Source organism: Escherichia sp. WS547 (genome assembly GCF_046486065.1).
Classification (GTDB): domain Bacteria; phylum Pseudomonadota; class Gammaproteobacteria; order Enterobacterales; family Enterobacteriaceae; genus Escherichia; species Escherichia coli.
Genome location: NZ_JBJQMA010000005.1, coordinates 139,844 through 165,055, shown reverse-complemented (window position 1 = coordinate 165,055; position 25,212 = coordinate 139,844). Strand labels below are relative to the sequence as shown.

At 53.2% G+C, this 25,212-nt stretch carries 22 protein-coding genes; 10 read left to right on the top strand and 12 right to left on the bottom strand.

The window, feature by feature from the left end:
* Nucleotides 1–38: 38 nt before the first annotated feature.
* Both degP and dgt read right to left on the bottom strand, forming a co-directional pair.
* Nucleotides 39–1,463: a serine endoprotease DegP gene (gene degP, locus ACJHWK_RS06765; protein WP_001520514.1), complete on the bottom strand. Its 1,425-nt coding sequence runs from the start codon at nt 1,461–1,463 to the stop codon at nt 39–41.
* Nucleotides 1,464–1,592: 129 nt separating this feature from the next.
* Complete coding sequence (dgt, locus tag ACJHWK_RS06760) at nt 1,593–3,110, bottom strand: dGTPase (RefSeq protein WP_001520513.1); 1,518 nt, start codon at nt 3,108–3,110, stop codon at nt 1,593–1,595.
* A gap of 83 nt (nt 3,111–3,193) precedes the next feature.
* On the opposite strand from dgt, the gene mtnN reads away from it, so the two are divergent.
* The 3 genes from mtnN to ACJHWK_RS06745 are packed head-to-tail and all read left to right on the top strand — an operon-like array spanning nt 3,194 to nt 5,346.
* On the top strand, nt 3,194–3,892 hold the full coding sequence (gene mtnN / locus ACJHWK_RS06755) for a 5'-methylthioadenosine/S-adenosylhomocysteine nucleosidase (RefSeq protein ID WP_000689844.1): 699 nt from the start codon (nt 3,194–3,196) through the stop codon (nt 3,890–3,892).
* Complete coding sequence (gene btuF, locus ACJHWK_RS06750) at nt 3,885–4,685, top strand: vitamin B12 ABC transporter substrate-binding protein BtuF (RefSeq protein ID WP_001306218.1); 801 nt, start codon at nt 3,885–3,887, stop codon at nt 4,683–4,685. The genes mtnN and btuF overlap by 8 nt, the downstream gene beginning before the upstream one ends.
* 37 nt (nt 4,686–4,722) lie before the next feature.
* Complete coding sequence (locus ACJHWK_RS06745; RefSeq protein WP_000964221.1) at nt 4,723–5,346, top strand: TRIC cation channel family protein; 624 nt, start codon at nt 4,723–4,725, stop codon at nt 5,344–5,346.
* Between the two features lie 46 nt (nt 5,347–5,392).
* On the opposite strand, the gene erpA is transcribed toward ACJHWK_RS06745, so the two are convergent.
* The 4 genes from erpA to yadX are packed head-to-tail and all read right to left on the bottom strand — an operon-like array spanning nt 5,393 to nt 7,299.
* On the bottom strand, nt 5,393–5,737 hold the full coding sequence (erpA, locus tag ACJHWK_RS06740; RefSeq protein WP_001295564.1) for an iron-sulfur cluster insertion protein ErpA: 345 nt from the start codon (nt 5,735–5,737) through the stop codon (nt 5,393–5,395).
* On the bottom strand, nt 5,730–5,795 hold the full coding sequence (gene yadW / locus ACJHWK_RS06735) for a small protein YadW (RefSeq protein WP_120795373.1): 66 nt from the start codon (nt 5,793–5,795) through the stop codon (nt 5,730–5,732). Before yadW ends, erpA begins: the two co-directional genes overlap by 8 nt.
* A gap of 23 nt (nt 5,796–5,818) precedes the next feature.
* Entirely contained in the window at nt 5,819–7,240 is a 1,422-nt protein-coding gene (gene clcA / locus ACJHWK_RS06730; RefSeq protein WP_000845394.1) for a H(+)/Cl(-) exchange transporter ClcA, read from the bottom strand.
* An 11-nt stretch (nt 7,241–7,251) separates the two neighbouring features.
* Nucleotides 7,252–7,299, bottom strand: a complete 48-nt coding sequence (gene yadX / locus ACJHWK_RS06725; RefSeq protein ID WP_211180485.1) for a protein YadX — start codon at nt 7,297–7,299, stop codon at nt 7,252–7,254.
* Nucleotides 7,300–7,464: 165 nt separating this feature from the next.
* Here yadX and hemL point away from each other — a divergent pair, with 165 nt between their 5' ends.
* On the top strand, nt 7,465–8,745 hold the full coding sequence (gene hemL / locus ACJHWK_RS06720) for a glutamate-1-semialdehyde 2,1-aminomutase (protein ID WP_000045297.1): 1,281 nt from the start codon (nt 7,465–7,467) through the stop codon (nt 8,743–8,745).
* A gap of 34 nt (nt 8,746–8,779) precedes the next feature.
* Here the strand turns inward: hemL and fhuB are convergent, their stop codons facing one another.
* The 6 genes from fhuB to hrpB all read right to left on the bottom strand — a co-directional run bounded on the left by fhuB (nt 8,780) and on the right by hrpB (nt 20,014).
* Entirely contained in the window at nt 8,780–10,762 is a 1,983-nt protein-coding gene (gene fhuB, locus ACJHWK_RS06715) for a Fe(3+)-hydroxamate ABC transporter permease FhuB (protein ID WP_001520512.1), read from the bottom strand.
* Nucleotides 10,759–11,649 (bottom strand): Fe(3+)-hydroxamate ABC transporter substrate-binding protein FhuD, encoded by an 891-nt coding sequence (gene fhuD / locus ACJHWK_RS06710; RefSeq protein WP_001310529.1) that lies wholly within the window; start codon nt 11,647–11,649, stop codon nt 10,759–10,761. The genes fhuB and fhuD overlap by 4 nt, the downstream gene beginning before the upstream one ends.
* Nucleotides 11,649–12,446 carry a Fe3+-hydroxamate ABC transporter ATP-binding protein FhuC gene (fhuC, locus tag ACJHWK_RS06705; RefSeq protein WP_001158929.1) on the bottom strand — a complete coding sequence of 266 codons (798 nt, stop codon included), beginning with the start codon at nt 12,444–12,446 and terminating at the stop codon, nt 11,649–11,651. The genes fhuD and fhuC overlap by 1 nt, the downstream gene beginning before the upstream one ends.
* 50 nt (nt 12,447–12,496) lie before the next feature.
* Entirely contained in the window at nt 12,497–14,740 is a 2,244-nt protein-coding gene (fhuA, locus tag ACJHWK_RS06700; protein WP_000124416.1) for a ferrichrome porin FhuA, read from the bottom strand.
* 219 nt (nt 14,741–14,959) lie between these two features.
* On the bottom strand, nt 14,960–17,491 hold the full coding sequence (gene mrcB / locus ACJHWK_RS06695; RefSeq protein ID WP_000918206.1) for a bifunctional glycosyl transferase/transpeptidase: 2,532 nt from the start codon (nt 17,489–17,491) through the stop codon (nt 14,960–14,962).
* Between the two features lie 93 nt (nt 17,492–17,584).
* Complete coding sequence (gene hrpB, locus ACJHWK_RS06690) at nt 17,585–20,014, bottom strand: ATP-dependent helicase HrpB (RefSeq protein ID WP_248422722.1); 2,430 nt, start codon at nt 20,012–20,014, stop codon at nt 17,585–17,587.
* 73 nt (nt 20,015–20,087) lie between these two features.
* On the opposite strand from hrpB, the gene thpR reads away from it, so the two are divergent.
* From thpR to folK, 6 genes are all read left to right on the top strand, one after another.
* Nucleotides 20,088–20,618 (top strand): RNA 2',3'-cyclic phosphodiesterase, encoded by a 531-nt coding sequence (thpR, locus tag ACJHWK_RS06685; RefSeq protein WP_001294687.1) that lies wholly within the window; start codon nt 20,088–20,090, stop codon nt 20,616–20,618.
* 14 nt (nt 20,619–20,632) lie between these two features.
* Nucleotides 20,633–21,337 (top strand): DNA/RNA nuclease SfsA, encoded by a 705-nt coding sequence (gene sfsA, locus ACJHWK_RS06680; RefSeq protein ID WP_000396050.1) that lies wholly within the window; start codon nt 20,633–20,635, stop codon nt 21,335–21,337.
* Nucleotides 21,338–21,514: 177 nt separating this feature from the next.
* A complete protein-coding gene (gene dksA / locus ACJHWK_RS06675) occupies nt 21,515–21,970 on the top strand; it encodes an RNA polymerase-binding protein DksA (protein WP_001155227.1) in 456 nt (151 codons plus the stop codon).
* Between the two features lie 66 nt (nt 21,971–22,036).
* Nucleotides 22,037–22,933, top strand: a complete 897-nt coding sequence (gene gluQRS / locus ACJHWK_RS06670; protein ID WP_032141179.1) for a tRNA glutamyl-Q(34) synthetase GluQRS — start codon at nt 22,037–22,039, stop codon at nt 22,931–22,933.
* A gap of 59 nt (nt 22,934–22,992) precedes the next feature.
* A complete protein-coding gene (gene pcnB / locus ACJHWK_RS06665) occupies nt 22,993–24,390 on the top strand; it encodes a polynucleotide adenylyltransferase PcnB (RefSeq protein ID WP_203717019.1) in 1,398 nt (465 codons plus the stop codon).
* Nucleotides 24,387–24,866, top strand: coding sequence for a 2-amino-4-hydroxy-6-hydroxymethyldihydropteridine diphosphokinase (gene folK / locus ACJHWK_RS06660; protein WP_000215129.1), 480 nt, complete (start codon nt 24,387–24,389; stop codon nt 24,864–24,866). The genes pcnB and folK overlap by 4 nt, the downstream gene beginning before the upstream one ends.
* The last annotated feature ends 346 nt before the right edge of the window (nt 24,867–25,212 follow it).

Sequence of the window (25,212 nt, the reverse complement as noted above, 5' to 3'; positions counted from 1 at the left end):
AGAACCCCTTCCCGTTTTCAGGAAGGGGTTGAGGGAGATTACTGCATTAACAGGTAGATGGTGCTGTCGCCACGCTGAATGTTCAGCGCCAGAACAGATGGTTTGCTATCGAGAATTTTACGCAGTTCAGCGATGTTTTTCACTGCCTGCTGGTTCGCGCCAATAATCACATCACCTTTTTTCAGGCCGATCTGCGCAGCCGGAGTGCCCGTTTTCACGTTGTTCACTACCACGCCCTGATCTTTGCCTTTGTTACTCATCTCAGCGCCTTCAATGCCGTTGAAGATGGTGCTGGAATCAACCTGATTCTGGCTGCTCTGCTGCAGTTCCAGGTTCACGTTAACCTGCTTCCCGTCGCGCAGTAAGCCCAGGGTCAGTTTGCTACCCACCGGCATAGTGCCCACCTGAGCACGCAGTGCGGCAAAGCTGCTGATTGGCTTACCGTTCAGGGAGGTGATCACATCACCCGCTTTAATGCCCGCTTTCGCGGCGGAAGAATTCGGCAGAACCTGGCTTACGAAAGCACCGCGCTGGGCGTCAACTTTCATCGCTTTCGCCAGATCGGAGTTCAGCTCAGTGCCCATAATACCCAACTCACCACGTTTCACCTGGCCGTATTCCACCATCTGCGAGGTCAGGTTTTTCACCATGTTGCTCGGGATAGCAAAACCGATACCGATGTTTCCGCCGTCCGGTGCGAGGATCGCGGTGTTGATACCGATCAGTTCGCCGTTCAGGTTAACCAACGCACCACCGGAGTTACCACGGTTGATCGCTGCATCGGTCTGGATGAAGTTTTCGTAGTTTTCAGCATTCAGGCCGCTACGCCCCAGCGCAGAGACAATCCCGGAAGTTACCGTCTCGCCCAGACCAAACGGGTTACCAATTGCTACGGTGTAATCACCCACGCGCAGTGCATCAGAATCCGCCATCTTAATTGCGGTCAGATTTTTCGGGTTCTGGATCTGGATCAGCGCGATATCAGAGCGCGGATCTTTGCCAACCATCTTCGCGTCGAACTTACGACCATCGCTCAGCTGGACTTTAATCACCGTCGCGTTATCAACAACGTGGTTGTTGGTGACGACATAGCCTTTATCGGCATCAATGATGACGCCGGAACCCAGCGCCATGAATTTCTGTTGCTGGCCGCCGCCATTACCGCCCTGGCCCCCCTGGCAGAACGGAGAGCTCTGGAACGGAGAACCTTCCTGGCAGAACGGAGAATCATCACCGAAGAACTGCTGGAAATTACGCGGCATACGCGGCGTATTAACGGTTGTGCTACCTTCTACGTTAATGCTGACCACTGAAGGCATCACCTTTTCGAGCATCGGTGCAAGGCTTGGCATCTGCTGGGCTGTCGTTGCTGAAGAAGTCTCAGCCGCCGTTGCAGAGAGCGGAGATAACGCCAAACCTAAACTCAGAGCCAGTGCACTCAGTGCTAATGTGGTTTTTTTCATGTATTTCAGTCTCGATTAACAGATAACGCAAAATTGCTGTGTTCTTCAGATTCGTTTTATAGCGCGAAGTTCCGAACTAAAGTTTCTGCAAAAGGTAAAAATTTATTGTTCGTCTTTACAAAAGCCTGGTTATTGTTCTACGGCCATCAGACGTCGGTATTCATCCCAGGCATAGAGGTCGGTCATACCGCTGATATAATCCTGCAGCAGGCGGCAACGGTAATAATATTCCCATAGCGGAAACTCAGGAGAATCTGACGGTAATTTACTGACAGCCTCGACATAGGCCAGCCGATGGCGCGTCGAGAGTTTGTGGAATAAGCGCGATTCAATAGGGAAACGTTTCACCCGTTCTTTTTCTACCAGTTCAGTAAAGTCTGATAACGACAGGCTTAATAAAGGACGATAAATCTCTAATAATCCGCTAATGACCCGATAGCCCTGCAATTCAAGCTGCTCGACATCTGGATGGCTAAACACATGTTTTACAGCGACATTTTTATATAACTTTAGAAGATCGCTGCATTCGCTGGCATCTTCCAATAATGCATGATTAAACGTTCCGGCGAAAATCGCAGGCAGATTATCAATAAATCGTTGTGCCGCGTAGGGTACCAGTTTATTTAGGGTGTTTACCCGTAAATACATAAAAAACTGATCTTCCGTACTGCGGCTTAAACTATTTGAGCGTGATTTTTCCCAGGCATTTTCAACCACCAGCGAAAAGAGCGAACCTTTCTCATGCTGGCCCCACGCCTCGTGCAAATGATGATAAAGCTGCTCAACGGTAAATATTCTTTTCTCTACCGCATCTTCAAGATCTGCCACACAATAGGAGATGTCGTCGGCAGCTTCCATAATCCACGTTAATGGAAAACGACTGTAAAGCGCCAAATTAAGTTCTTTACGCAACCGGGCAATATAGGCTTCCTCAGAAAGATAATAACCCGGCTTTTTCATTAAATAGTAATGTGTCTCAGGCGTTTCACCACGCCACCACGCCGGACGAGTATATTTTAAAATACCGCCAACCTGTGCCCAGGTGAGATTCATCCGCATCAATGTATGCACCAGACGAATGCCTTGTGCATTCCCCTCAAAATGACATAAGTCCTGACGTATTTTGCGCCGCAGCTCGTTAAGCGGTTCTTCCCCGTCCCGTAAACGTAGTGCTGCCACGCTGCAGCGATCGTCAGTCAGAGGCTGGCTTTCGGCATCTTCCGGGTGCAAACGCTGGCGAAACCAGTCATTTATCGCCGCTTCGCCAAAATGACCAAACGGCGGATTGCCGATATCGTGCATAAGGCATGACATCTCAACAATGCTTTCAAAGGGGCCGGTCAGTTCTTCCAGGCCGTATGCTTCCAGCAATTTAAGCTCTTTCAGACGGCTTAAAATTTCTTTGGCGATGTAGCGCCCCACCTGCTGGACTTCCATCGAGTGGGTAAGACGCGTGCGCACGGCGGCATTGCGCTCCAGTGGAAAAACCTGGGTCTTTTGTTGCAGACGACGAATTGCCGGAGAGTTGATGATACGCCCGCGATCGCTCTCGAAGATCCGCAGAATCTCATGTTCGGTTTTAACGCCCTGCGGTGAACGGTAACGACGATGCCAGTTTATTTTTTTTCGGAAATCAATCTGTGCCATGTCCTCTCCCGCGTGAGAAATACGCTTCCCCGTAAGCGCATGGTAAACTATGCCTTCAAATCGGGCTTATCGCGAGTAAATCTATGAAAATCGGCATCATTGGTGCAATGGAAGAAGAAGTTACGCTGCTGCGTGACAAAATCGAAAACCGTCAAACTATCAGTCTCGGCGGTTGCGAAATCTATACCGGCCAACTGAATGGAACCGAGGTTGCGCTTCTGAAATCGGGCATCGGTAAAGTCGCTGCGGCGCTGGGTGCCACTTTGCTGTTGGAACACTGCAAGCCAGATGTGATTATTAACACCGGTTCTGCCGGTGGCCTGGCACCAACGCTGAAAGTGGGCGATATCGTTGTCTCGGACGAAGCACGTTATCACGACGCGGATGTCACGGCATTTGGTTATGAATACGGTCAGTTACCAGGCTGCCCGGCAGGCTTCAAAGCTGACGATAAACTGATCGCTGCCGCTGAGGCCTGCATTGCCGAACTGAATCTTAACGCTGTACGTGGCCTGATTGTTAGCGGCGACGCATTCATCAACGGTTCTGTTGGTCTGGCGAAAATCCGCCACAACTTCCCACAGGCCATTGCTGTAGAGATGGAAGCGACGGCAATCGCCCATGTCTGCCACAATTTCAACGTCCCGTTTGTCGTAGTACGCGCCATCTCCGACGTGGCCGATCAACAGTCTCATCTTAGCTTCGATGAGTTCCTGGCTGTTGCCGCTAAACAGTCCAGCCTGATGGTTGAGTCACTGGTACAGAAACTGGCACATGGCTAAGTCACTGTTCAGGGCGCTGGTCGCCCTGTCTTTTCTCGCGCCGCTGTGGCTCAACGCCGCGCCGCGCGTCATCACGCTTTCTCCCGCCAACACTGAACTCGCCTTTGCCGCCGGGATCACGCCGGTTGGGGTCAGCAGCTATTCCGACTATCCTCCACAAGCGCAAAAGATTGAGCAGGTTTCCACCTGGCAGGGGATGAATCTGGAACGCATTGTCGCGCTGAAACCCGATCTGGTGATTGCCTGGCGTGGAGGTAATGCCGAGCGGCAGGTTGACCAGCTGGCTTCGCTGGGAATAAAAGTGATGTGGGTCGATGCGACAAGCATTGAACAAATTGCCAATGCGTTACGTCAACTGGCCCCCTGGAGTCCGCAACCAGACAAGGCCGAACAAGCCGCGCAATCCCTGCTGGACCAGTACGCGCAATTGAAAGCGCAATATGCTGATAAACCTAAAAAACGTGTTTTTCTGCAATTCGGCATTAATCCGCCATTTACCAGTGGAAAAGAGTCGATTCAGAACCAGGTACTCGAAGTTTGTGGCGGAGAAAACATCTTTAAAGATAGCCGGGTTCCCTGGCCGCAAGTTAGCCGCGAACAGGTGTTAGCACGCGCGCCACAGGCGATAGTCATTACAGGCGGACCGGACCAAATTCCTAAAATCAAACAATACTGGGGTGAACAGCTCAAAATTCCCGTTATTCCTCTCACGAGTGACTGGTTTGAACGTGCAAGCCCACGTATTATCCTCGCTGCACAACAGCTCTGTAATGCGCTTTCACAGGTAGATTAGCGCCTGACCTTTTCAGGTGCTCAGTGGGGATTGAACAATGCTCGTCTATTGGCTGGATATAGTCGGCACAGCGGTATTTGCTATCTCTGGCGTTTTGTTAGCCGGAAAATTGCGTATGGACCCTTTTGGTGTTCTGGTACTGGGCGTGGTTACCGCAGTAGGCGGCGGGACAATTCGCGACATGGCGCTGGATCACGGCCCGGTATTTTGGGTGAAAGATCCCACCGATCTGGTCGTTGCAATGGTCACCAGCATGCTGACCATCGTGCTGGTGCGCCAGCCAAGACGCTTACCAAAATGGATGTTGCCGGTGCTGGACGCCGTTGGTCTGGCGGTGTTTGTCGGCATTGGCGTGAATAAAGCCTTTAATGCGGAAGCCGGTCCGTTAATCGCGGTTTGTATGGGCGTCATTACTGGCGTTGGCGGCGGGATCATTCGTGATGTACTGGCCCGCGAAATCCCCATGATTTTACGTACAGAAATCTACGCAACAGCCTGTATTATCGGCGGTATTGTCCACGCTACGGCTTATTACACATTTTCCGTACCACTGGAAACAGCCAGTATGATGGGCATGGTCGTGACGCTATTGATTCGGCTGGCGGCTATTCGTTGGCATCTTAAGCTACCGACGTTTGCGCTGGATGAGAATGGGCGTTGAAGAGAGAAGATGTGCCGGATAGTTTATCCGGCACATGAACAACAGATTAGATGCTAAAGGAAGAACCGCAACCGCAGGTGCTTTTCGCGTTCGGGTTGGTCACGATGAAACGAGAACCTTCCAGTCCTTCGGTATAGTCAACGGAACCGCCGACCAGATATTGCAGGCTCATCGGATCAACCACCAGGCCAACGCCCTGTTTTTCGATGGTCATATCGCCTTCGTTCACCTGATCATCAAAGGTGAAACCATACTGGAAGCCGCTGCAACCGCCACCGGTGATATACACGCGTAATTTCAGATTCGGGTTATCTTCGTCAGCGATCAGGCTTTTAACTTTGTTGGCTGCTGCGTCGGTAAACTCCAGCGGCAGTGCTACGTCATCACTCATATTTTGCTCCAAACGACATCGGCAATTGGGCAAATTCTAACCCAATAATAATCGCCATTATCTAATACCCTGGTATTTCGTTCAAGTATTCTCGCTGGCTGATGCGGCCTTGCTTCGCGCCAGTTGCTCAGCTTCCTGTTTTGCCAGCGTGCGCGCAAGAATCGCCGAGTATAGCGGTTTCCCGCCGGTAAATTGCGCTAATAGTGTTGCGCCAAGACCGGTAATAATCATTGGCAAAATGAGCTGGTAGTTATCGGTCATCTCCAGAACCAGAATGATCCCCGTTAACGGCGCGCGAATAGATGCCGCCAGTAATGCCCCCATTCCGGCAATAGCAAATGTCCCCGCCTCAAGGTGATATTGCGGAAACAGCTCAACGGCAACCATTCCGAAAGCGGTTCCCAGCACAGTACCCAGCGCCAGCATCGGGGCAAAAATACCGCCCGGCGCGCCGGAAGAGAAGCAGAGCAAGGTGGTAATGACCCGCGCGACGAAGATAAACACCAGCATTCCCATGCTGAAATTCCCCGCGGTAGCGATAGGAATCAGGTTAAAACCGCCGCCCGACGTTGCTGGTGCCACAAACCCCAGCAATCCACACAGACCGCCAATCGCACCGCCCATCAGTACCCATTTGGTAATATTGCCGCCGTGCACACGGTGCAGCAAATCCTGCATTCCCAGCACCCATTTATTAAAAATAGGGCCGAAAATGCCAAAAATAATACCGAGGATCAGATAAAGCCACAGCGTATTAAGCGGCGCGTCAGAAAGTTTACCGACGTCAATCAACGCAACTTCATGATTAAAAATCCGGTACATAATGGTCGACATAATGACGCCAATAAATACCGCTTTAATCGAAATTAACGTATAGCGAAACTGCGGACGCATCTCTTCGATAATAAACAAAATACCCGCCAGCGGGGCGTTAAAGGCCGCAGCCAGCCCCGCCGCAGCACCGGTTGCCAGCAGCGTATGGCGCGCTTCATCACCTTTCAGGCGGAAAATATCAAGCACCATGCGACCGATATTGCCGCCGATCTGTACGGTTGGCCCTTCGCGGCCCAGCACCATGCCTCCGCCGAGTGTTCCCAGCCCGCCAAAGAATTTCACCGGCAACACACGCCACCAGCGAACGGGACGTTGATCTTCCAGCGCCCCTTCAATTTCCGGGATCCCCGAACCACCTGCTTCCGGCGCGTATTTGCGCACCAAAAAGTAGCCGAACATCGCCAGCACCGCCGAACAGAGAAAAGCGACGGTTAACAGAAGCGGATAATTATCAGCAGTATGTACCAGCGCCCCCATACGTTGGTTCTGCAACCAGGCGACACCTTTGTCAAAAGCAACCGCAGCCAGCCCGACAAGCGTGCCGACGACTGCCGCCATAAACAAAATGGCTAACGGGGTTTTATCGCGCTCAAGAAGTTGGCGAATCAGTTGTCTGCGTCGCAGGCGCGCGGCCTGCGGTGTTTCTAAAGAGGGAGTATCAGTTTTCATCCAATGATCACTTATTGGTCATACAAATAAGATGACGGCATTTTACTCGCACGTTCCATGAAAATCCTTTGCAAAGCGTAATGTTTCAAATGCACAAAACTTTTATACTCTAAGAAATCAGGATTGCACCAGTACAAGCAGCCTGATGTTTGACGAGTATTTAACTTGTTATGAATAACATAGAATAGCAGCCATTCACTTTTTCTACGAATCAGGAACCCTCCATGAGTAAGTCTGAAAATCTTTACAGCGCAGCGCGCGAGCTGATCCCTGGCGGTGTGAACTCCCCTGTTCGCGCCTTTACTGGCGTGGGCGGCACTCCACTGTTTATCGAAAAAGCGGACGGCGCTTATCTGTACGATGTTGATGGCAAAGCCTATATCGATTATGTCGGTTCCTGGGGGCCGATGGTGCTGGGCCATAACCATCCGGCGATCCGCAATGCCGTGATTGAAGCCGCCGAGCGTGGTTTAAGCTTTGGTGCACCAACCGAAATGGAAGTGAAAATGGCGCAACTGGTGACCGAACTGGTCCCGACCATGGATATGGTGCGCATGGTGAACTCCGGCACTGAAGCGACAATGAGCGCCATCCGCCTGGCCCGTGGTTTTACCGGTCGCGACAAAATTATTAAATTTGAAGGTTGTTACCACGGTCACGCTGACTGCCTGCTGGTGAAAGCCGGTTCTGGCGCACTCACGTTAGGCCAGCCAAACTCGCCGGGCGTTCCGGCAGATTTCGCCAAACATACCTTAACCTGTACTTATAACGATCTGGCCTCTGTACGCGCCGCGTTTGAGCAATACCCGCAAGAGATTGCCTGTATTATCGTCGAGCCGGTGGCAGGCAATATGAACTGCGTTCCACCGCTGCCAGAGTTCCTGCCAGGTCTGCGCGCGCTGTGCGACGAATTTGGCGCGTTGCTGATCATCGATGAAGTGATGACCGGTTTCCGCGTAGCGCTAGCTGGCGCACAGGATTATTACGGTGTGGAACCGGATCTCACCTGCCTCGGCAAAATCATCGGCGGTGGAATGCCGGTAGGCGCATTCGGTGGTCGTCGTGATGTAATGGATGCGCTGGCCCCGACCGGTCCGGTCTATCAGGCGGGTACGCTTTCCGGTAACCCGATTGCGATGGCTGCTGGTTTCGCCTGTCTGAATGAAGTCGCGCAGCCGGGCGTTCACGAAACGCTGGATGAGCTGACAACACGTCTGGCAGAAGGTCTGCGGGAAGCGGCAGAAGAAGCCGGAATTCCGCTGGTGGTAAACCACGTTGGCGGCATGTTCGGTATTTTCTTTACCGACGCCGGGTCCGTGACGTGCTATCAGGATGTGATGGCCTGTGACGTGGAACGCTTTAAGCGTTTCTTCCATATGATGCTGGACGAAGGTGTTTATCTGGCACCGTCAGCGTTTGAAGCGGGCTTTATGTCTGTGGCGCACAGCATGGAAGATATCAATAACACCATCGATGCTGCACGTCGGGTGTTTGCGAAGTTGTGATGATTTTGCCTCGCCCACCGGGCGAGGCATTCAATTAACGGCTCTGCTTTCTCAACAAATAGATAAAATATGGCGCGCCGATAAAGGTCGACAGCAGCCCCGCTGGGATCTGGAATGGAAACAGCACCATCCGCCCACACCAGTCAGCGAACACCAGCAGTAATCCTCCCACCAGCGCCGAAATTACGATGTGTGGCATCGTCCGTCGAAAGCCCATCATCCGCGCAATATGCGGTGCCATTAAACCAACAAAACTCAACGGTCCAATGGTCATTGTCGCAGTCGCTGTCAGGCAAGCCGCTAACAGCAGCAGCGCAATTCGCGTCGGCGTCAGCGCCATCCCCACGGCTCGTGCGGTATCACCTCCCAGCGGTAAAATGGTCAGCCAGCGGCGGCACAGCGGGGTAATCGCCAGCAAAATCACCATCACAATTCCGGTACGCCAGACCTGCGCATCGGTCGCGTTGTAGGTCGAACCGGAAATCCAGGTCAGAACTTGCGCCATTCGCGGGTCACCACTTGCCTGCAACATCATCAAAAGCATGGTGAACGCGGTACTTAACGCCATCCCCGCCAGTAACATGCGGTGTGGGGAAAATCCACCGCGTCCGGCGGCGATCATAATGATCAACAGCGTCACCGCCGCGCCGAGACTGCCTGCAGGTAACAGCCAGCCAAAGGCATTACCCGGCACCAGAAACAGCATCAACACCACGCCAAACGCCGCGCCGGAGCTAATCCCCAGCACTTCCGGGCTTGCCATCGGGTTTCCGGTCAGCCGCTGAATAATACAGCCCGCCACCGCCAGCATTACGCCCGCAAACAGCGCCGCCATAATTCGCGGCCAGCGCCAGGGCATCAAATCCTCGAGCAACGCCCCGCTCGCCCACGTCCAGCCGTGCGCATCACGACCAAACGACAGCGCCACCACCACAGCCATCAACAGCAGCACGCCGCCCGCGAGGGCAAACGCCAGCACGTGTTGGCGTTCAGTCGCGACACGATCGTTGACCTTCATATCCGGCACGCTAATGCTGCGTAAACGCGGCAGCAGCCACAGTAGCAGCGGCGCACCGATCAACGCAGTGACCGAACCGGTAGAAACTTCCATCCACACGCGAGTCAGCCAGAGGATGATTTGATCGGAAAGCCAGAGGATCAGTGCACCAATCAGCGACGCCAGCATCAACCTTGGTAGCAGACGCCGCGCACCCAGCATTTTTGCCAGCAACGGCGCGAACAACCCGATAAAGCCGATAATCCCCACCGCATTCACCAGCAGCGCACTGATGACTATCGCCAGCGACAGCGCCGCCAGACGCGCGAGCGACAAGGCCAGACCGAGATTGCGCGCCACGCCATCATCAAGCCCCATCAGGGTTAACGGGCGAAGTAGCAGTAACGTCAGCATCACGCCGCCCAGCAACTGCGGCCATAAACGCTCAACGCCGCCCCAGTCGGTTTGCGTCAGCGTTCCGGTGCTCCACAGGAACATGCTTTGTAGCTGGTCGTGATGGAAGATAACCAGTAACTGATTGATTGCCCCACAATAAAGGCTCACTACCAGCCCCGCGAGAATCAGCGTTACCGGCGACAGCCGTTTCCCCCACGCGACGCCAAAGACAATTAAGCCAACCACACAAGCCCCTGCCAGTGCAGCAAACTGGCTCGCCATAGCACCTGGGATCGCCCAGAGCGTGGTGACGGTAATCCCCAGTTGCGCGCCTGTAGCAACGCCCAGCGTCGTCGGTTCCGCCAGCGGGTTACGCAGCACTTGCTGAAACAGCACGCCCACCAGCCCCAGGCCCGCGCCCACCAGCAGCGAAATCGCCAGACGCGGCAACAAGCTGTAGTGAAAAATCATCTGCTCGATGACGTCAATATCCGGCGACCAGGCGGCCTGCGCCCACTGGCTACGCGGCAGCGCCTGCGAGAAGTTCATCCAGGTCAGTGCCGTAGCGACAATCACTAACAGCGCCAGCAATAACGCAGGAAAAAGCGCAATTCGTTTACTCACGCTTTACCTCCGATGGCGTTATCCAGAACGCGCACAAAGTGCATTGCAGAAAGCGTCGCACCATAGAACCAGACCGCCGGAACGCGCTGAAAGCGTCCGGCGCGGACAAACGGCATGGCCTGCCACAGCGGGGTTGCCATTAGCGCATCCATGTCTTTGCTGTTGTCGTGATCAAAACAGAGCACATCAACGTCTTTATACGCTGCCAGACGATCGATACTGACGGCGGTACTGCCCCAGAAGTTGGTTTCCCCTTGCCAGGCATTTGGGATGCCGTACTCATCAAGAATTTCCTGGAACAAGCTGTTTGGACCGAAGACCAACATATGGCGCGGATCGATAAGCGTCGTCAGCAATAACGGGCGTGCACCACGCTTCACAAAGCGGGGTTTCATGCTGCGGATAAAGTCTTCATATTGCGCTAAATGCGTTTCTGCTGCGCTTTGCAGGTTAAGTAAATCTGCCATTTCCGTCAGTGATTTACGCGCCATCGCCAGCGGCTGTTTGCCGTCGCTGAAGTTAAATCCACGCCCCGGCGCAATACGTGCCAGCATTTCTGGTGAAGGGCCATATCCTGCCGACCAGACCATAAACGACGGTTTCATTTCGGTCAGCAGTTCAAGGTTAGGTTCTGTACGCAAACCAACGTCGATCACTGAGTCCGGCAATGGCGGCTCGCTGACCCACAGGCGATAGTTGATGGTGTCCGCCACGCCGTAAGGCACGATGCCGAGCGCCAGCAGTAATTCCACCGGCAACCACTCCAGCGCCACAATACGATTGGGATCAATAGCCGCCGCGTGGGCGGTATTCATCTGCCATAACAACGGAGAAAGCGCCATCGCCGTTAACAGTCGACGGCGCGAAATAAGAGGTAAGCCGCTCATCAATAAACAAAACTCACAGGTGCAGCACCCGCCGGATGCGGCAAAATACCCATCGGGATGCCATAAATCATTTCGAGGGTTTCGCCGCGCATAATTTCCGCAGGCGTTCCCTGAGCAATCATTTCACCGCCGCGCAGGGCGACCAGATAATCACAGTAACGCGCAGCCATATTGATATCGTGCAGCACGGCAATGACCGTCAGGCCACGCTCCTGACTTAAACGATGCACCAGCGCCAGCACATCAACCTGGTGGGCGATATCCAGCGCCGAGGTCGGTTCGTCGAGCAATAGACAACGGCTATCCTGCGCCACCAGCATGGCGATCCACGCCCGCTGACGTTCGCCGCCAGAGAGACTATCGACCAACCGATGCGCCAGCGGTTTTAAGCCAACCAGCGAGATAGCTTCCTCGACCTTTTCGCGATCTGCAGCACCAAAGCGCCCTAGTGCGCCATGCCACGGGTAACGACCAATCGCCACCAGTTCACGCACGGTCATCCCTTCTGCCGGAGGAAGCTGCTGCGGTAAATAAGCCACTTTGCGGGCGAACGCCTTGCTGCTCCAGCTTTCCAGCGGCTGGGCATCAAGAAGAATTTCGCCTTCTGACGGTGGCTGATGACGGCCAAGCATTTTGAGCAGAGTGGATTTACCAGAACCGTTGTGACCAATCAGACCAGTCACTTTCCCGGCAGGAAAGGTTAACGACAGCGGATGCAAAAGCGTGCGCCCTGGCACACGAAAGGAGATATTACGCAGTGCAAAAGTGGTATCGGAATGATTCGTGTATTCCTGCATAACAGCCAACTTGTGAAGCGGGCACGGAAATCCGTGCCCCAAAAGAGAAATTAGAAGCGGAAGGTTGCGGTTGCAACGACCTGACGTTCTGCGCCCCAGAAGCAGCCATAGGTGTTAAAGCAGCTGGCGACGTATTCACGATCGAACAGGTTGTTGACATGCAGCGCCACGTTGGAGCCAGCCATGCCGACTCGTGCCAGATCATAACGCACTAACGCATCCACGACCGTATAACTTCCCACTTTAAAGGAGTTAGCCGGATCACCATAGCTGGAGCCAGTATAACGACCACCGGTGCCCAGCGTCAGACCTGAAAGCGGACCGTCAAAGAAGGTATAGTCAGCCCACAGCGAAGCCATGTGTTTTGGCACCTGTGCAGGCGTATTGCCTTTATAGGTAGTGTCGGTGGTGTATTCCGCATCGGTGTAAGTATAAGAACCGACTACGTTAACACTCGCCGACAGCGCCGCTTTCGCTTCGATTTCTACGCCACGAGCGCGGATCTCGCCACCTTCAACCGAGAAGAAGGAACCCTCAGGGTCCGCCATCAGGTTGTTGGTTTTAGTGAGATTATACACGGCACCAGTAACCACAATTGGACGATCTTCCGGTACATATTTCACGCCGACTTCATACTGCTTACCTTTAGACGGTGCAAAAATATTACCATCCTTCCCAACTTGCGAAGAAGGTTCAAACGATTCGCTATAGCTGAAGTAAGGTGTTACACCATTATCAAACAGGTAGTTAACACCACCACGCCAGGTAAACTGTTTGTCATCACGTTTATCGGTCGTTCCCGCTACGCGGTTAAGAGATTCTTGATCTGCCCAGTCGTAACGACCGCCCAGGGTGACCAGCACTTTATCCCACTGCGCCTGATCCTGAACATAAACGCCCGTTTGTTTCTGCTTATTCAGAATGCGGTAAGGACCGGAGTTTGCCGGATCTTTCGCATTGAAATCGAAATCGGTATTCACCGGATTGTACAGATCGAGCAATGGCACAGAGTCGTCGTAACCAAACCAGGCGTTGATGTCATTACGCATACGCATAAAGTCGACACCGGTCAGCAGGGTGTGGTCGATATCGCCAGTGGCAAACTTGCTCTGCAACTGGGTATCAACGGAGAAGTTTTGCAGCTTCTCATCATCAACGACGTATTTACGTGCCAGATAATGGCCTTTATCCGCTGGCGCTAATGCCGCACACTGTTTGCTGTAAGCATTCGCCGGATCGGAGCAGACGCCGTAACCATAAACGCTGTTTTGCGAGGTTTTGTTTTCAGCAAAGCGCAGGTTCTGACGCACAGTAAAGGTGTCGTTAAATTCGTGATCGAAGCTATAGCCCACCATCTTCTCATTACGAGAATAGGTGTTGTTCTTCGCCCCTTCGTTAAAATCTGTCGGCAGACGCTTACCGTTCGGCAACGGCTCAACGGTTCCCTCTTTCGGCAACCAGCCGTAATAACCGGTTTCCGGCTCGTTCTGGAAGTAAGAAAGGAAGGTGAAATTGGTTTTATCATCCGGACGCCAGGTGAACGCCGGTGCAATAGCATAACGCTGCTCTTCTGAGCCTTTCTGCTGGGCATTGGCAGAACGCGCAAGACCGGTCAGGCGATAAGAGTAAACACCGTCATCATCCAGCGCATCGCTAAAGTCAAAACCAGTCTGGAACAGGCTGTCAGTACCGGCTTTAAACTGAACTTCTTTCAGCGGTTCAGTAGTCGGACGCTTGCTGACCATATTCAACAGACCGCCAGGGCTGCTTTTACCGTAAAGCACGGAAACCGGGCCACGCATAATTTCAGCGCGTTCCAGCATATACGGGTCAATGACCGCATCGTTATAGAAGTTGCCCTGCAACTTCAGGCCATTCAGATAGTTATTCTGGCTTTGGCCTTCTGCCGCAAAGCCGCGAATGATCAGGTGGTCATAGGTGTTGGATGCGCCACGCGTACCAACAGAGACACCCGGCGTGTAGCTAAGCGCTTCTTTTACCGACTTCGGCTGATGCAGCGCCATCTCTTCGGCGGTCACAACAGAAATAGACTGTGGCACTTTTTGAATCGGCGTATCGGTTTTAGTGCCGGTAGCTGACTGTCGCGCCGCAATAGTTGCAGCCGGCCCCCATGCGCTTTCTTGCGGCGCAGGTGCAGCGGTAACGGTGATAGTGTCTTCTTTCGGTTCAACCGCTGCCTGTGCATAAACAGACATGCCGCTAACCGCTGTGGCTACTACAACTGCGATTTTACGCAGTGAGTGTTTTGGCTGAGCAGTTTTGGAACGCGCCATTGGTATATCTCTGATGTAAAGTGAATGATAACGTAAACGAGAATGATTATTATAAAGATAAGATAATATTCGAAACGCTGGCGGGTTCGCAAGCGGTACGCAATCTGAGCGTTCCTGAAGGGTTAATAAACAACCAGATGAAAAGAAAGGGTTAATACTTTGGGTGGGATGTTATTTTACCGGATGGCTGCTCGCCATCCGGTATGTCACGCTTAGACGTTAATTACTACCAAACATATCCTTGATCCAACCGGCTACACCGTCGCTGTCTTTCTGCTCTTGCTGAGCAGGTTGCTGTTGCGGCTGTTGCTGCGGCTGAGAAGACTGATCAAACGGATTGCCTGACGGCTGCTGCTGCATCTCACTCTGCTGGCACAGCGATTGCGGATCGCTGGTCCAGACCGGCAAGACACGCATACCACCGCTGCAAACAAAGTTGCCGTCGTAGTCCACGCCCATATCTGCAATATCTTCTGGCGGAACAAGATTTAGCGGCGTTGGCGTCTGGTTAGCCAGATAACGCTGATAAATCGACATTGCCCCGCTGGCTCCATACAGTTTGGTCGGCTGGTTGTTATCACGGCCGACCCAGGTGATGGTCACCGTGCTGCCGTCAATGCCCGCAAACCAGGTATCTACGTTATTGTTGGTAGTCCCTGTTTTCCCTGCCAGATGCAGGTTCGGGTATTTCGCCCCAAGCTGACGCCCCGTACCACGTTGTACCACCTGCTGCATGGTCCATAGTGTCAGATATGCCGCCTGCGCCGGAACCGCGCGTTCTGCCTGCGGGAAGCTCTGATACAGCACCTTGCCATCTTCTGCGATGACTGAACGCAGCGCAGAAAGCGGTGCACGGTTACCACCGCTGGCGATGGTCTGGAATGCCTGCGCCACTTCGATTGGCGTTAAGTTCAACGCCCCCAGCAGCATTGCCGGAACCGGATGCAGCTGATCTTTCGGTACGCCCAGTTTAATCCAGGTCTCCGTAACCGCAGGCAGCCCCAGCGCCATCCCCAGATTCACCGTCGGCACGTTCATCGAACGGGTCAACGCATCCACCAGCATCACTCTGCCGCTTTCGCTATAACGACGGTCATCGTTCTGCGGTGACCAGACCTGGCCATTCGGCTGACGTAGCGCGATTGGCGCATCCGCAATCCACGTGTTCAGGCGATAGATTTTCGGCTGGCTTAAGGCCGTCAGATAAGTCGCTGGTTTTGCAAGAGAACCAATCGAACGACGCGCCTGCATCGCACGGTTGTAGCCCGCAAACTGCGGCTCAGAACCACCGACCATCGCACGAACTTCACCACTAAAGCGGTCGACGACCACAATCGCAGTTTCAAGATCGCTCAACTTACGCTGTTTCTTCAGTGCCGGAATGCCTTCCACGGCGGCTTTTTCTGCCGCGTCCTGGGCCACCGAGTCAAAGGTAGTGAAGATCTTCACGCCGGAGAGATCTTTTACCTTATCGCCCAGTTTTGCCTGCAGCTCCTGACGCACCAGTTGCATAAAGGCTGGCTGAGGAGAGATCACCCCACCGCGCGGCTGAACACCCAGCGGACGTGCACTCAACATGTCATAGAGTTCTTGATCAATAATCTGTTGCTGTTGCAGCAAACGTAGCACCAGGTTACGTCGCTCCAGCGCCAGTTTCGGGTTACGCCACGGGTTGTAGATGGACGCCCCTTTCACCATACCCACCAACAGCGCCTGCTGATCGAGGCTCAATTCTTCTACCGGACGACCAAAGTAATACAAGCTCGCCAGCGGGAAGCCGCGGATTTCGTTGTCGCCGCTCTGACCGAGATACACCTCGTTCATATACAGCTCAAGAATACGGTCTTTGCTGTAACGCGCGTCCATGATCAGCGCCATGTAAGCTTCGTTCGCTTTACGCCAGTAAGAGCGCTCGCTGGAGAGGAACAGGTTTTTCACCAGCTGTTGCGTCAGCGTACTCGCACCCTGCACCGTGCGTCCGGCGGTCAGGTTTGCCAGCACCGCACGTCCGATGGAGTAGAGACTGATCCCATCATGCTCGTAGAAATGGCGGTCTTCTGTCGCCAGCAAAGTATCCACCAGCAAATCAGGGAAACCACTGCGCGGCACAAACAAACGCTGCTCACCGTTTGGCGAGGAGATCATGGTGATCAGACGCGGATCAAGACGGAAGAAACCGAACTGACGGTTGTTCTCCATATTGACGATCGTCGCCAGATGATCGCCATCAAAGGTCAGACGCGCACGCACCTGCCCTTCTTTACTGTCCGGGAAATCAAACGGACGGCGAATCATCTCAATGCTGTTGGCCTGCACGGTAAATTCGCCGGGACGGGTCATTTTCGACACCTGACGATACTGTGTTGCCTCCAGCAGCTTCACCATCTCGTTCTTGCTGATGGTCATGTCTGGCTCAAGGTTGACCATTCGGCCATAAACTGCCGCGGGCAATTGCCAGACCTTGCCATCAATACGGCTGCGAATTTTTTGATCGAGATAAACGCCGTAAATGGCGATCAGCACGGCAAAAACGATAGCCAGTTTTAGCAGCAGCCATAGCCAGCCGCGTTTGCCACGAGGCTTACGCCCTTTGCCTTTGCCCTTACCTTTGCGCGGCATCGGTTCTTCATCCTCATAGTCATCATAATCGTCGTAATCGTCATCTTCGTAACGACGACGGCTTACCTTTTGTTTGACCGGACGCGTCGGTTTCCCTTTGCGTCCAATTGGCTCGCGGTCATTCCCGGCCATGCTTTTTCTCCGCAATATTCAGGCGCAAAAGCCCGATTTTCTGTTCTTCTGTTGCAAGACAGAAGAAGATATCTCTCAAATTTGCTTTGGTCTTCACGAATACTTTTTCGTCCGTCGCGTCGGTGCAGTATTTGCCGGGTCGTCCGGCCAGACATGTTTGGGATAACGCCCTTTCATCTCCTTTTGCACCTCACGATACGCCCCTTTCCAGAAGGCCCCCAAATCACGCGTGATTTGCAGCGGCCTTTGGGCGGGTGAAAGCAACTCCAGCACCAGCGGCACGCGCCCCTGAGCGATCGTCGGATTGGTGGCCTCACCAAACATCTCCTGCATTCTCACCGCCAGCGCGGGCGGATTATCTTCATGATAACGAATGGCGATCCGGCTTCCCGTCGGCACAGTGTAATGCGCAGGCAATTCACTATCCAGACGTTGCTGCATTCCCCAATCAAGTAATCCGCGTAGTGCCTGATAAATGTCGAGTGATTTCAGGCCGCGTAGTGAATGTACGCCAGTCATATGTGGCAGCAGCCACGTTTCCAGCGCCGCCAATAAACTTTCATCATCAACCGCTGGCCAGTCATATTCCGGCAACCACTTTGCGGCGCATAACAAACGCAAGCGTAGCTGTTCCGCTTCCGCCGTCCAGTTGAGCACGCTTAAACCTTTATCACGAATGCCGTTAAGCATCGCCTGATGCAACTCGTCTTCCGAGGGTTTCGCCAGTGGCTGCACTTTCACCGTCAACTGACCGATTTGCAGCCGACGCCAGGCTTTCAGCGTACCTTGCGCGTCATCCCACTCCACAGTGTCAGACTGCTGTACCAGCTGCGGGCAGCGTTGTACTAACTCATCAATATCGACCGGCAGCGCCAGTAAAATCCGCGCATCCGGCGAGGCGCTGCCCTGCAATAATAACGGTGCGATCAACCATTCGTGGCGGCTTAGCGCATCGTCGGCATCGAGCATCGCCCCCATGCCGTTTGCCAGTTGATAGCGTCCATCTTGCCCACGGCGACGAGCAATGCGATCGGCATACGCCCCGGCAAGTAGCGGCGCGATAAGAGAACTGTCTGCCTCACCGCCGCGTACGTTTAAACGTTTTAACAGTTGCTGACTACGTTGCTGCCAGGCGGGTTGATTGCGCGAAAACGCCACGCCCAGGTCACAATTGCCCACCCGTGGCGGCTCTTCGAGAATAGCGGCAATTTTTGCAGCGGTAGCAGCTTCGTCGTCGCTCTTCGCTCTCACCACCATTGCTGCTAAACGCGGATCGTTACCCAGCGCCGCCATTTTTTGCCCCTGCGCACTAAGCCGTTCACCGTCCAGCGCCCCCAGCATCCGTAACAGGCGTTTCGCGGCCAGTAAATTCACTGCTGGCGGTTGATCCAGCCAGCTCATCTGCGCCGGATCGCTGCATCCCCATTGCAGTAATTCCATCAGCAAACCGGAAAGATCGCTTTGTAAGATCTCCGGTTCACTTTGCGCGGCAGCGCGTTCTGCTTGTTCTTTGGCGATTAAATGCAGGCAGATACCCGGCTCCAGACGCCCGGCGCGCCCGGCACGCTGCGTCATGGATGCCTGACTAACGCGTTGAGTAATCAACCGCGTAAGCCCCGTGCGCGGATCAAAACGCGCCACACGCTCCTGGGCACAATCCACCACCAGACGAATACCTTCGATGGTTAAACTTGTTTCAGCAATATTGGTCGCCAGCACCACTTTGCGCATCCCTTGCGGTGCCGGAAGGATCGCTTTTCGCTGATCGTTCAGCGACAACGCGCCATACAGCGGGCAGAGCAACACATCACTGCCGATGCGCGAAACCAGTTGTTCCTGCACGCGCTGAATTTCTCCGACGCCAGGTAAAAATAACAGTAATGATCCACTTTCCTGACGCAGTATTTCGGCGGTGGCTACCGCAACGGCTTCGTCAAAACGCTGATGCGTGGGCAGTGGTAAATAACGGCGTTCAACCGGAAACGAGCGCCCTTCTGAGATGATGACGGGCGCTTCTGGCAGCATTTGCTGCAAGCGGTCGTTGTCCAGCGTAGCCGACATAATCAGCAGTTTAAGGTCATCACGCAGACCTTGTTGCACATCGAGTAACAGCGCCAACGCCAAATCCGCCTGCAAGCTGCGCTCATGAAACTCATCGAGGATCACCAATCCAACACCGCTCAGTTCCGGGTCACGTTGGATCATGCGCGTCAGCACGCCTTCGGTAACCACTTCCAGGCGGGTATTCGGCCCGACGCAGTTTTGCGCACGCATCCGGTAGCCAACGGTATCGCCTGGCTTTTCGTTAAGCAGCTCCGCCAGTCGTTGCGCAACGTTACGCGCCGCCAGACGACGCGGCTCCAGAAGGATAATTTTCCCGTTAATGCCGGGATGCGCCAGCAGTTGCAGCGGCAGCCAGGTTGATTTCCCGGCCCCAGTCGGCGCACTTAATAATACCTGCGGCGCACAATCGAGAGCGGTAAGTAATTCAGGTAAGACGGCAGCAACGGGCAACGACGACACAAAACGCTCCAGAGGGTTAACATTCTTCGAGCCACATTGTAGCATCGCGGTAGTTCATAACCGAGTGCCTCACATGTCTGAACCGCAACGGCTGTTCTTTGCTATCGACTTACCTGCAGAAATCCGCGAACAGATTATCCACTGGCGCGCCACACACTTCCCACCTGACGCGGGACGTCCGGTCGCCGCCGATAATTTGCATCTGACTCTGGCATTTTTAGGCGAAGTGAGCGCCGAGAAAGAGAAGGCGCTTTCTCTTTTAGCCGGGCGGATTCGTCAACCGGGTTTCACACTCACGCTTGATGACGCCGGTCAATGGCTGCGTTCGCGTGTGGTGTGGTTAGGGATGCGTCAACCACCACGCGGCTTAATCCAGCTGGCGAATATGCTCCGTTCACAGGCTGCCCGCAGCGGTTGTTTTCAAAGCAATCGTCCGTTTCATCCACATATTACCTTATTGCGCGACGCCAGCGAGGCGGTGACAATCCCGCCGCCAGGTTTTAACTGGTCGTATACGGTGACGGAGTTCACCCTTTACGCCTCCTCGTTTGCCCGTGGACGCACACGCTACACGCCGCTAAAACGCTGGGCGCTAACGCAATAACAAGGATTGTCGTAATGGAATTTTCTCCCCCTCTACAGCGCGCGACGCTAATTCAGCGTTACAAACGTTTTTTAGCCGATGTGATCACACCCGATGGTCGCGAATTAACGCTACACTGCCCGAATACGGGTGCGATGACCGGTTGTGCAACGCCTGGCGATACCGTCTGGTATTCGACTTCAGACAACACCAAACGGAAATACCCACACACCTGGGAATTGACTCAAAGCCAGAGCGGCGCAATTATTTGCGTCAATACGCTTTGGGCTAACAGGTTGACGAAAGAGGCTATCCTTAATGAATCAATTTCAGAACTGTCAGGCTATAGCTCGCTGAAAAGCGAAGTTAAATACGGCGCAGAACGCAGCCGTATTGACTTTATGTTGCAGGCGGATTCGCGTCCAGACTGCTATATTGAAGTGAAATCGGTTACGTTAGCGGAAAACGAACAGGGATATTTTCCCGATGCGGTCACTGAACGAGGTCAGAAACACCTTCGGGAGTTGATGAGCGTAGCGGCTGAAGGCCAGCGTGCGGTTATCTTTTTTGCCGTGCTGCATTCAGCCATTACACGGTTTTCACCCGCGCGCCACATCGATGAGAAATACGCGCAACTATTGTCAGAAGCTCAACAGAGGGGGGTAGAAATTCTGGCTTACAAAGCGGAACTTTCTGCCGAAGGCATGGCTCTTAAAAAATCACTACCGGTTACATTGTAGTAGAGTAAGTAACTGGTTAATTTACATTCTGGTCGCGTGCGCAAATACGCTTTTCCTCACACAGTTGTCAAGTGTTACGTTTAGATAATTGCTATCCGGAAAAGCATCTGCTATTTATAGCGGCCTCATTTTTCCCCCGAACATGGGGATCGATAGTGCGTGTTAAGGAGAAGCAACATGCAAGAAGGGCAAAACCGTAAAACATCGTCCCTGAGTATTCTCGCCATCGCTGGGGTGGAACCATATCAGGAGAAGCCGGGCGAAGAGTATATGAATGAAGCCCAGCTGGCGCACTTCCGTCGTATTCTGGAAGCATGGCGTAATCAACTCAGGGATGAAGTCGATCGCACCGTTACACATATGCAGGATGAAGCAGCCAACTTCCCGGACCCGGTAGACCGTGCAGCCCAGGAAGAAGAGTTCAGCCTCGAACTGCGTAACCGCGATCGCGAGCGTAAGCTGATCAAAAAGATCGAGAAAACGCTGAAAAAAGTGGAAGACGAAGATTTCGGCTACTGCGAATCCTGCGGTGTTGAAATTGGTATTCGCCGTCTGGAAGCGCGCCCGACAGCCGATCTGTGCATCGACTGCAAAACGCTGGCTGAAATTCGCGAAAAACAGATGGCTGGCTAATTACAGCCGTTCCATCACGTTTACCACAGGCGGGAAATGCTCCCGCCTTATTTTTTGTTCAAAGAGATGACAGACACACACTATATTGGCCGCTTTGCCCCCTCTCCTTCCGGCGAGCTTCATTTTGGCTCTCTGATTGCCGCGCTTGGCAGCTATTTACAGGCTCGCGCTAGGCAAGGTCGCTGGCTGGTACGCATTGAAGATATCGACCCGCCTCGTGAAGTTCCCGGTGCCGCAGAGACTATCCTGCGCCAGCTGGAACATTACGGTCTGCACTGGGACGGCGACGTTCTCTGGCAATCGCAACGTCACCACGCCTATCGCGAAGCACTCGCCTGGTTACATGAGCAAGGATTAAGTTATTACTGCACCTGCACGCGTGCGCGTATTCAAAGCATTGGCGGTATTTACGACGGTCATTGCCGGGAATTACATCATGGACCAGACAACGCCGCAGTACGTATCCGCCAGCAGCATCCGGTCACCCAGTTTACTGACCTGCTGCGCGGCATTATTCACGCCGACGAAAAACTGGCACGGGAAGATTTTATTATTCATCGCCGTGATGGTTTGTTTGCCTATAACCTGGCGGTGGTGGTGGATGATCACTTCCAGGGCGTGAGCGAAATTGTCCGCGGGGCAGATTTGATCGAACCGACAGTGCGGCAAATCTCGCTGTACCAGCTTTTTGGCTGGAAAGTGCCAGATTACATCCATTTACCGCTGGCGCTTAATCCACAAGGCGCTAAACTTTCCAAGCAGAATCATGCGCCTGCGTTGCCGAAAGGCGATCCACGCCCGGTGTTAATCGCGGCACTTCATTTTCTGGGTCAGCAGGTAGAAACACACTGGCAGGATTTCAGCGTCGAGCAAATCCTTCAGTCAGCCGTCAAAAACTGGCGGCTCACCGCCGTGCCTGAGTCGGCAATTGTAAATTCAACATTCTCAAATGCGTCATGCTGAGCTATGATTAGCCGCTATTTTTTTGTCCTGAATGATGTTTGACACTACCGAGGTGTACTATTTTTACCCGAGTCGCTAATTTTTGCCGCAAGGTGCTAAGCCGCGAGGAAAGCGAGGCTGAACAGGCAGTCGCCCGTCCACAGGTGACGGTGATCCCGCGTGAGCAGCATGCTATTTCCCGCAAAGATATCAGTGAAAATGCCCTGAAGGTAATGTACAGGCTCAATAAAGCGGGATACGAAGCCTGGCTGGTTGGCGGCGGCGTGCGCGACCTGTTACTTGGCAAAAAGCCGAAAGATTTTGACGTAACCACTAACGCCACGCCTGAGCAGGTGCGCAAACTGTTCCGTAACTGCCGCCTGGTGGGTCGCCGTTTCCGTCTGGCTCATGTGATGTTTGGCCCGGAGATTATCGAAGTTGCGACCTTCCGTGGACACCACGAAGGTAACATCAGCGACCGCACGACCTCCCAACGCGGGCAAAACGGCATGTTGCTGCGCGACAACATTTTCGGCTCCATCGAAGAAGACGCCCAGCGCCGCGATTTCACTATCAACAGCCTGTATTACAGCGTGGCAGATTTTACCGTCCGTGATTACGTTGGCGGCATGAAGGATCTGAAAGACGGCGTTATCCGTCTGATTGGTAACCCGGAAACGCGCTACCGTGAAGATCCGGTACGGATGCTGCGTGCGGTACGTTTTGCCGCCAAATTGGGTATGCGCATCAGCCCGGAAACCGCAGAACCGATCCCTCGCCTCGCTACCCTGCTGAACGATATCCCACCGGCACGCCTGTTTGAAGAATCGCTTAAACTGCTACAAGCGGGCTACGGTTACGAAACCTATAAGCTGCTGTGTGAATATCATCTGTTCCAGCCGCTGTTCCCGACCATTACCCGCTACTTCACGGAAAATGGCGACAGCCCGATGGAGCGGATCATTGAACAGGTGCTGAAGAATACCGATACGCGTATCCATAACGATATGCGCGTGAACCCGGCGTTCCTGTTTGCCGCCATGTTCTGGTACCCACTGCTGGAGACGGCACAGAAGATCGCCCAGGAAAGCGGCCTGACCTATCACGACGCTTTCGCGCTGGCGATGAACGACGTGCTGGACGAAGCCTGCCGTTCACTGGCGATCCCGAAACGTCTGACGACGTTAACCCGCGATATCTGGCAGTTGCAGTTGCGTATGTCCCGACGTCAGGGTAAACGCGCCTGGAAACTGCTGGAGCATCCTAAGTTCCGTGCGGCTTATGACCTGTTGGCCTTGCGAGCTGAAGTTGAACGTAACGCTGAACTGCAGCGTCTTGTGAAATGGTGGGGGGAGTTCCAGGTTTCCGCGCCACCAGATCAAAAAGGGATGCTCAACGAGCTGGATGAAGAGCCGTCACCGCGTCGCCGTTCTCGTCGTCCACGCAAACGCGCACCGCGTCGTGAGGGTACCGCATGACAGTGGCGTATATTGCCATAGGCAGCAATCTGGCCTCTCCGCTGGAGCAGGTCAATGCTGCCCTGAAAGCATTAGGCGATATCCCTGAAAGCCACATTCTTGCCGTTTCTTCGTTTTACCGCACCCCACCGCTGGGGCCGCAAGATCAACCCGATTACTTAAACGCAGCCGTGGCGCTGGAAACCTCTCTTGCACCTGAAGAGTTACTCAACCACACACAACGTATTGAGTTACAACAAGGTCGCGTCCGTAAAGCGGAACGCTGGGGGCCGCGCACACTGGATCTCGACATCATGCTATTTGGTAATGAAGTAATAAATACCGAACGCCTGACCGTTCCGCACTACGATATGAAGAATCGTGGATTTATGCTGTGGCCGCTGTTTGAAATTGCGCCGGAGCTGGTGTTTCCTGATGGAACAGCATTAGGAAATTTATTAAAAATAAATAAATTTCATGAATTAAACAAATGGTGATTTAATGATTTCATGAATATAAATAAATTCCGAAAAATAGCCTTACCCCATTGCAATTAATATATTCCCTAAGCTACAACCATAATTAATATTATATACCCCGTTAACACCTTCCGCCTCACATACAATATTTTTCCTGCTTTGTACATTAAGTTTTACTTAAAGATGAATTAAGTGGATATATAAATTTAAATATGCACAATATCCCACTTGGTGATGAACAGATGTTACATTCAGTAAATCTTCACATTCATCATTAACAAAACAATCTATTTTTCTCTATCGGGATTCTTTGTCTGAAAGCACCCGATTGTAGTTAAACTCATGGAATATAATTCAAGGATTA

Coding starts and splice junctions, on each gene's coding strand:
- degP (WP_001520514.1), bottom strand. CDS start 1,463: ATGAAAAAAACCACATTAGCACTGAGTGCACTGGCTCTGAGTTTAGGT.
- dgt (WP_001520513.1), bottom strand. CDS start 3,110: ATGGCACAGATTGATTTCCGAAAAAAAATAAACTGGCATCGTCGTTAC.
- mtnN (WP_000689844.1), top strand. CDS start 3,194: ATGAAAATCGGCATCATTGGTGCAATGGAAGAAGAAGTTACGCTGCTG.
- btuF (WP_001306218.1), top strand. CDS start 3,885: ATGGCTAAGTCACTGTTCAGGGCGCTGGTCGCCCTGTCTTTTCTCGCG.
- ACJHWK_RS06745 (WP_000964221.1), top strand. CDS start 4,723: ATGCTCGTCTATTGGCTGGATATAGTCGGCACAGCGGTATTTGCTATC.
- erpA (WP_001295564.1), bottom strand. CDS start 5,737: ATGAGTGATGACGTAGCACTGCCGCTGGAGTTTACCGACGCAGCAGCC.
- clcA (WP_000845394.1), bottom strand. CDS start 7,240: ATGAAAACTGATACTCCCTCTTTAGAAACACCGCAGGCCGCGCGCCTG.
- hemL (WP_000045297.1), top strand. CDS start 7,465: ATGAGTAAGTCTGAAAATCTTTACAGCGCAGCGCGCGAGCTGATCCCT.
- fhuD (WP_001310529.1), bottom strand. CDS start 11,649: ATGAGCGGCTTACCTCTTATTTCGCGCCGTCGACTGTTAACGGCGATG.
- fhuC (WP_001158929.1), bottom strand. CDS start 12,446: ATGCAGGAATACACGAATCATTCCGATACCACTTTTGCACTGCGTAAT.
- fhuA (WP_000124416.1), bottom strand. CDS start 14,740: ATGGCGCGTTCCAAAACTGCTCAGCCAAAACACTCACTGCGTAAAATC.
- mrcB (WP_000918206.1), bottom strand. CDS start 17,491: ATGGCCGGGAATGACCGCGAGCCAATTGGACGCAAAGGGAAACCGACG.
- thpR (WP_001294687.1), top strand. CDS start 20,088: ATGTCTGAACCGCAACGGCTGTTCTTTGCTATCGACTTACCTGCAGAA.
- sfsA (WP_000396050.1), top strand. CDS start 20,633: ATGGAATTTTCTCCCCCTCTACAGCGCGCGACGCTAATTCAGCGTTAC.
- dksA (WP_001155227.1), top strand. CDS start 21,515: ATGCAAGAAGGGCAAAACCGTAAAACATCGTCCCTGAGTATTCTCGCC.
- gluQRS (WP_032141179.1), top strand. CDS start 22,037: ATGACAGACACACACTATATTGGCCGCTTTGCCCCCTCTCCTTCCGGC.
- folK (WP_000215129.1), top strand. CDS start 24,387: ATGACAGTGGCGTATATTGCCATAGGCAGCAATCTGGCCTCTCCGCTG.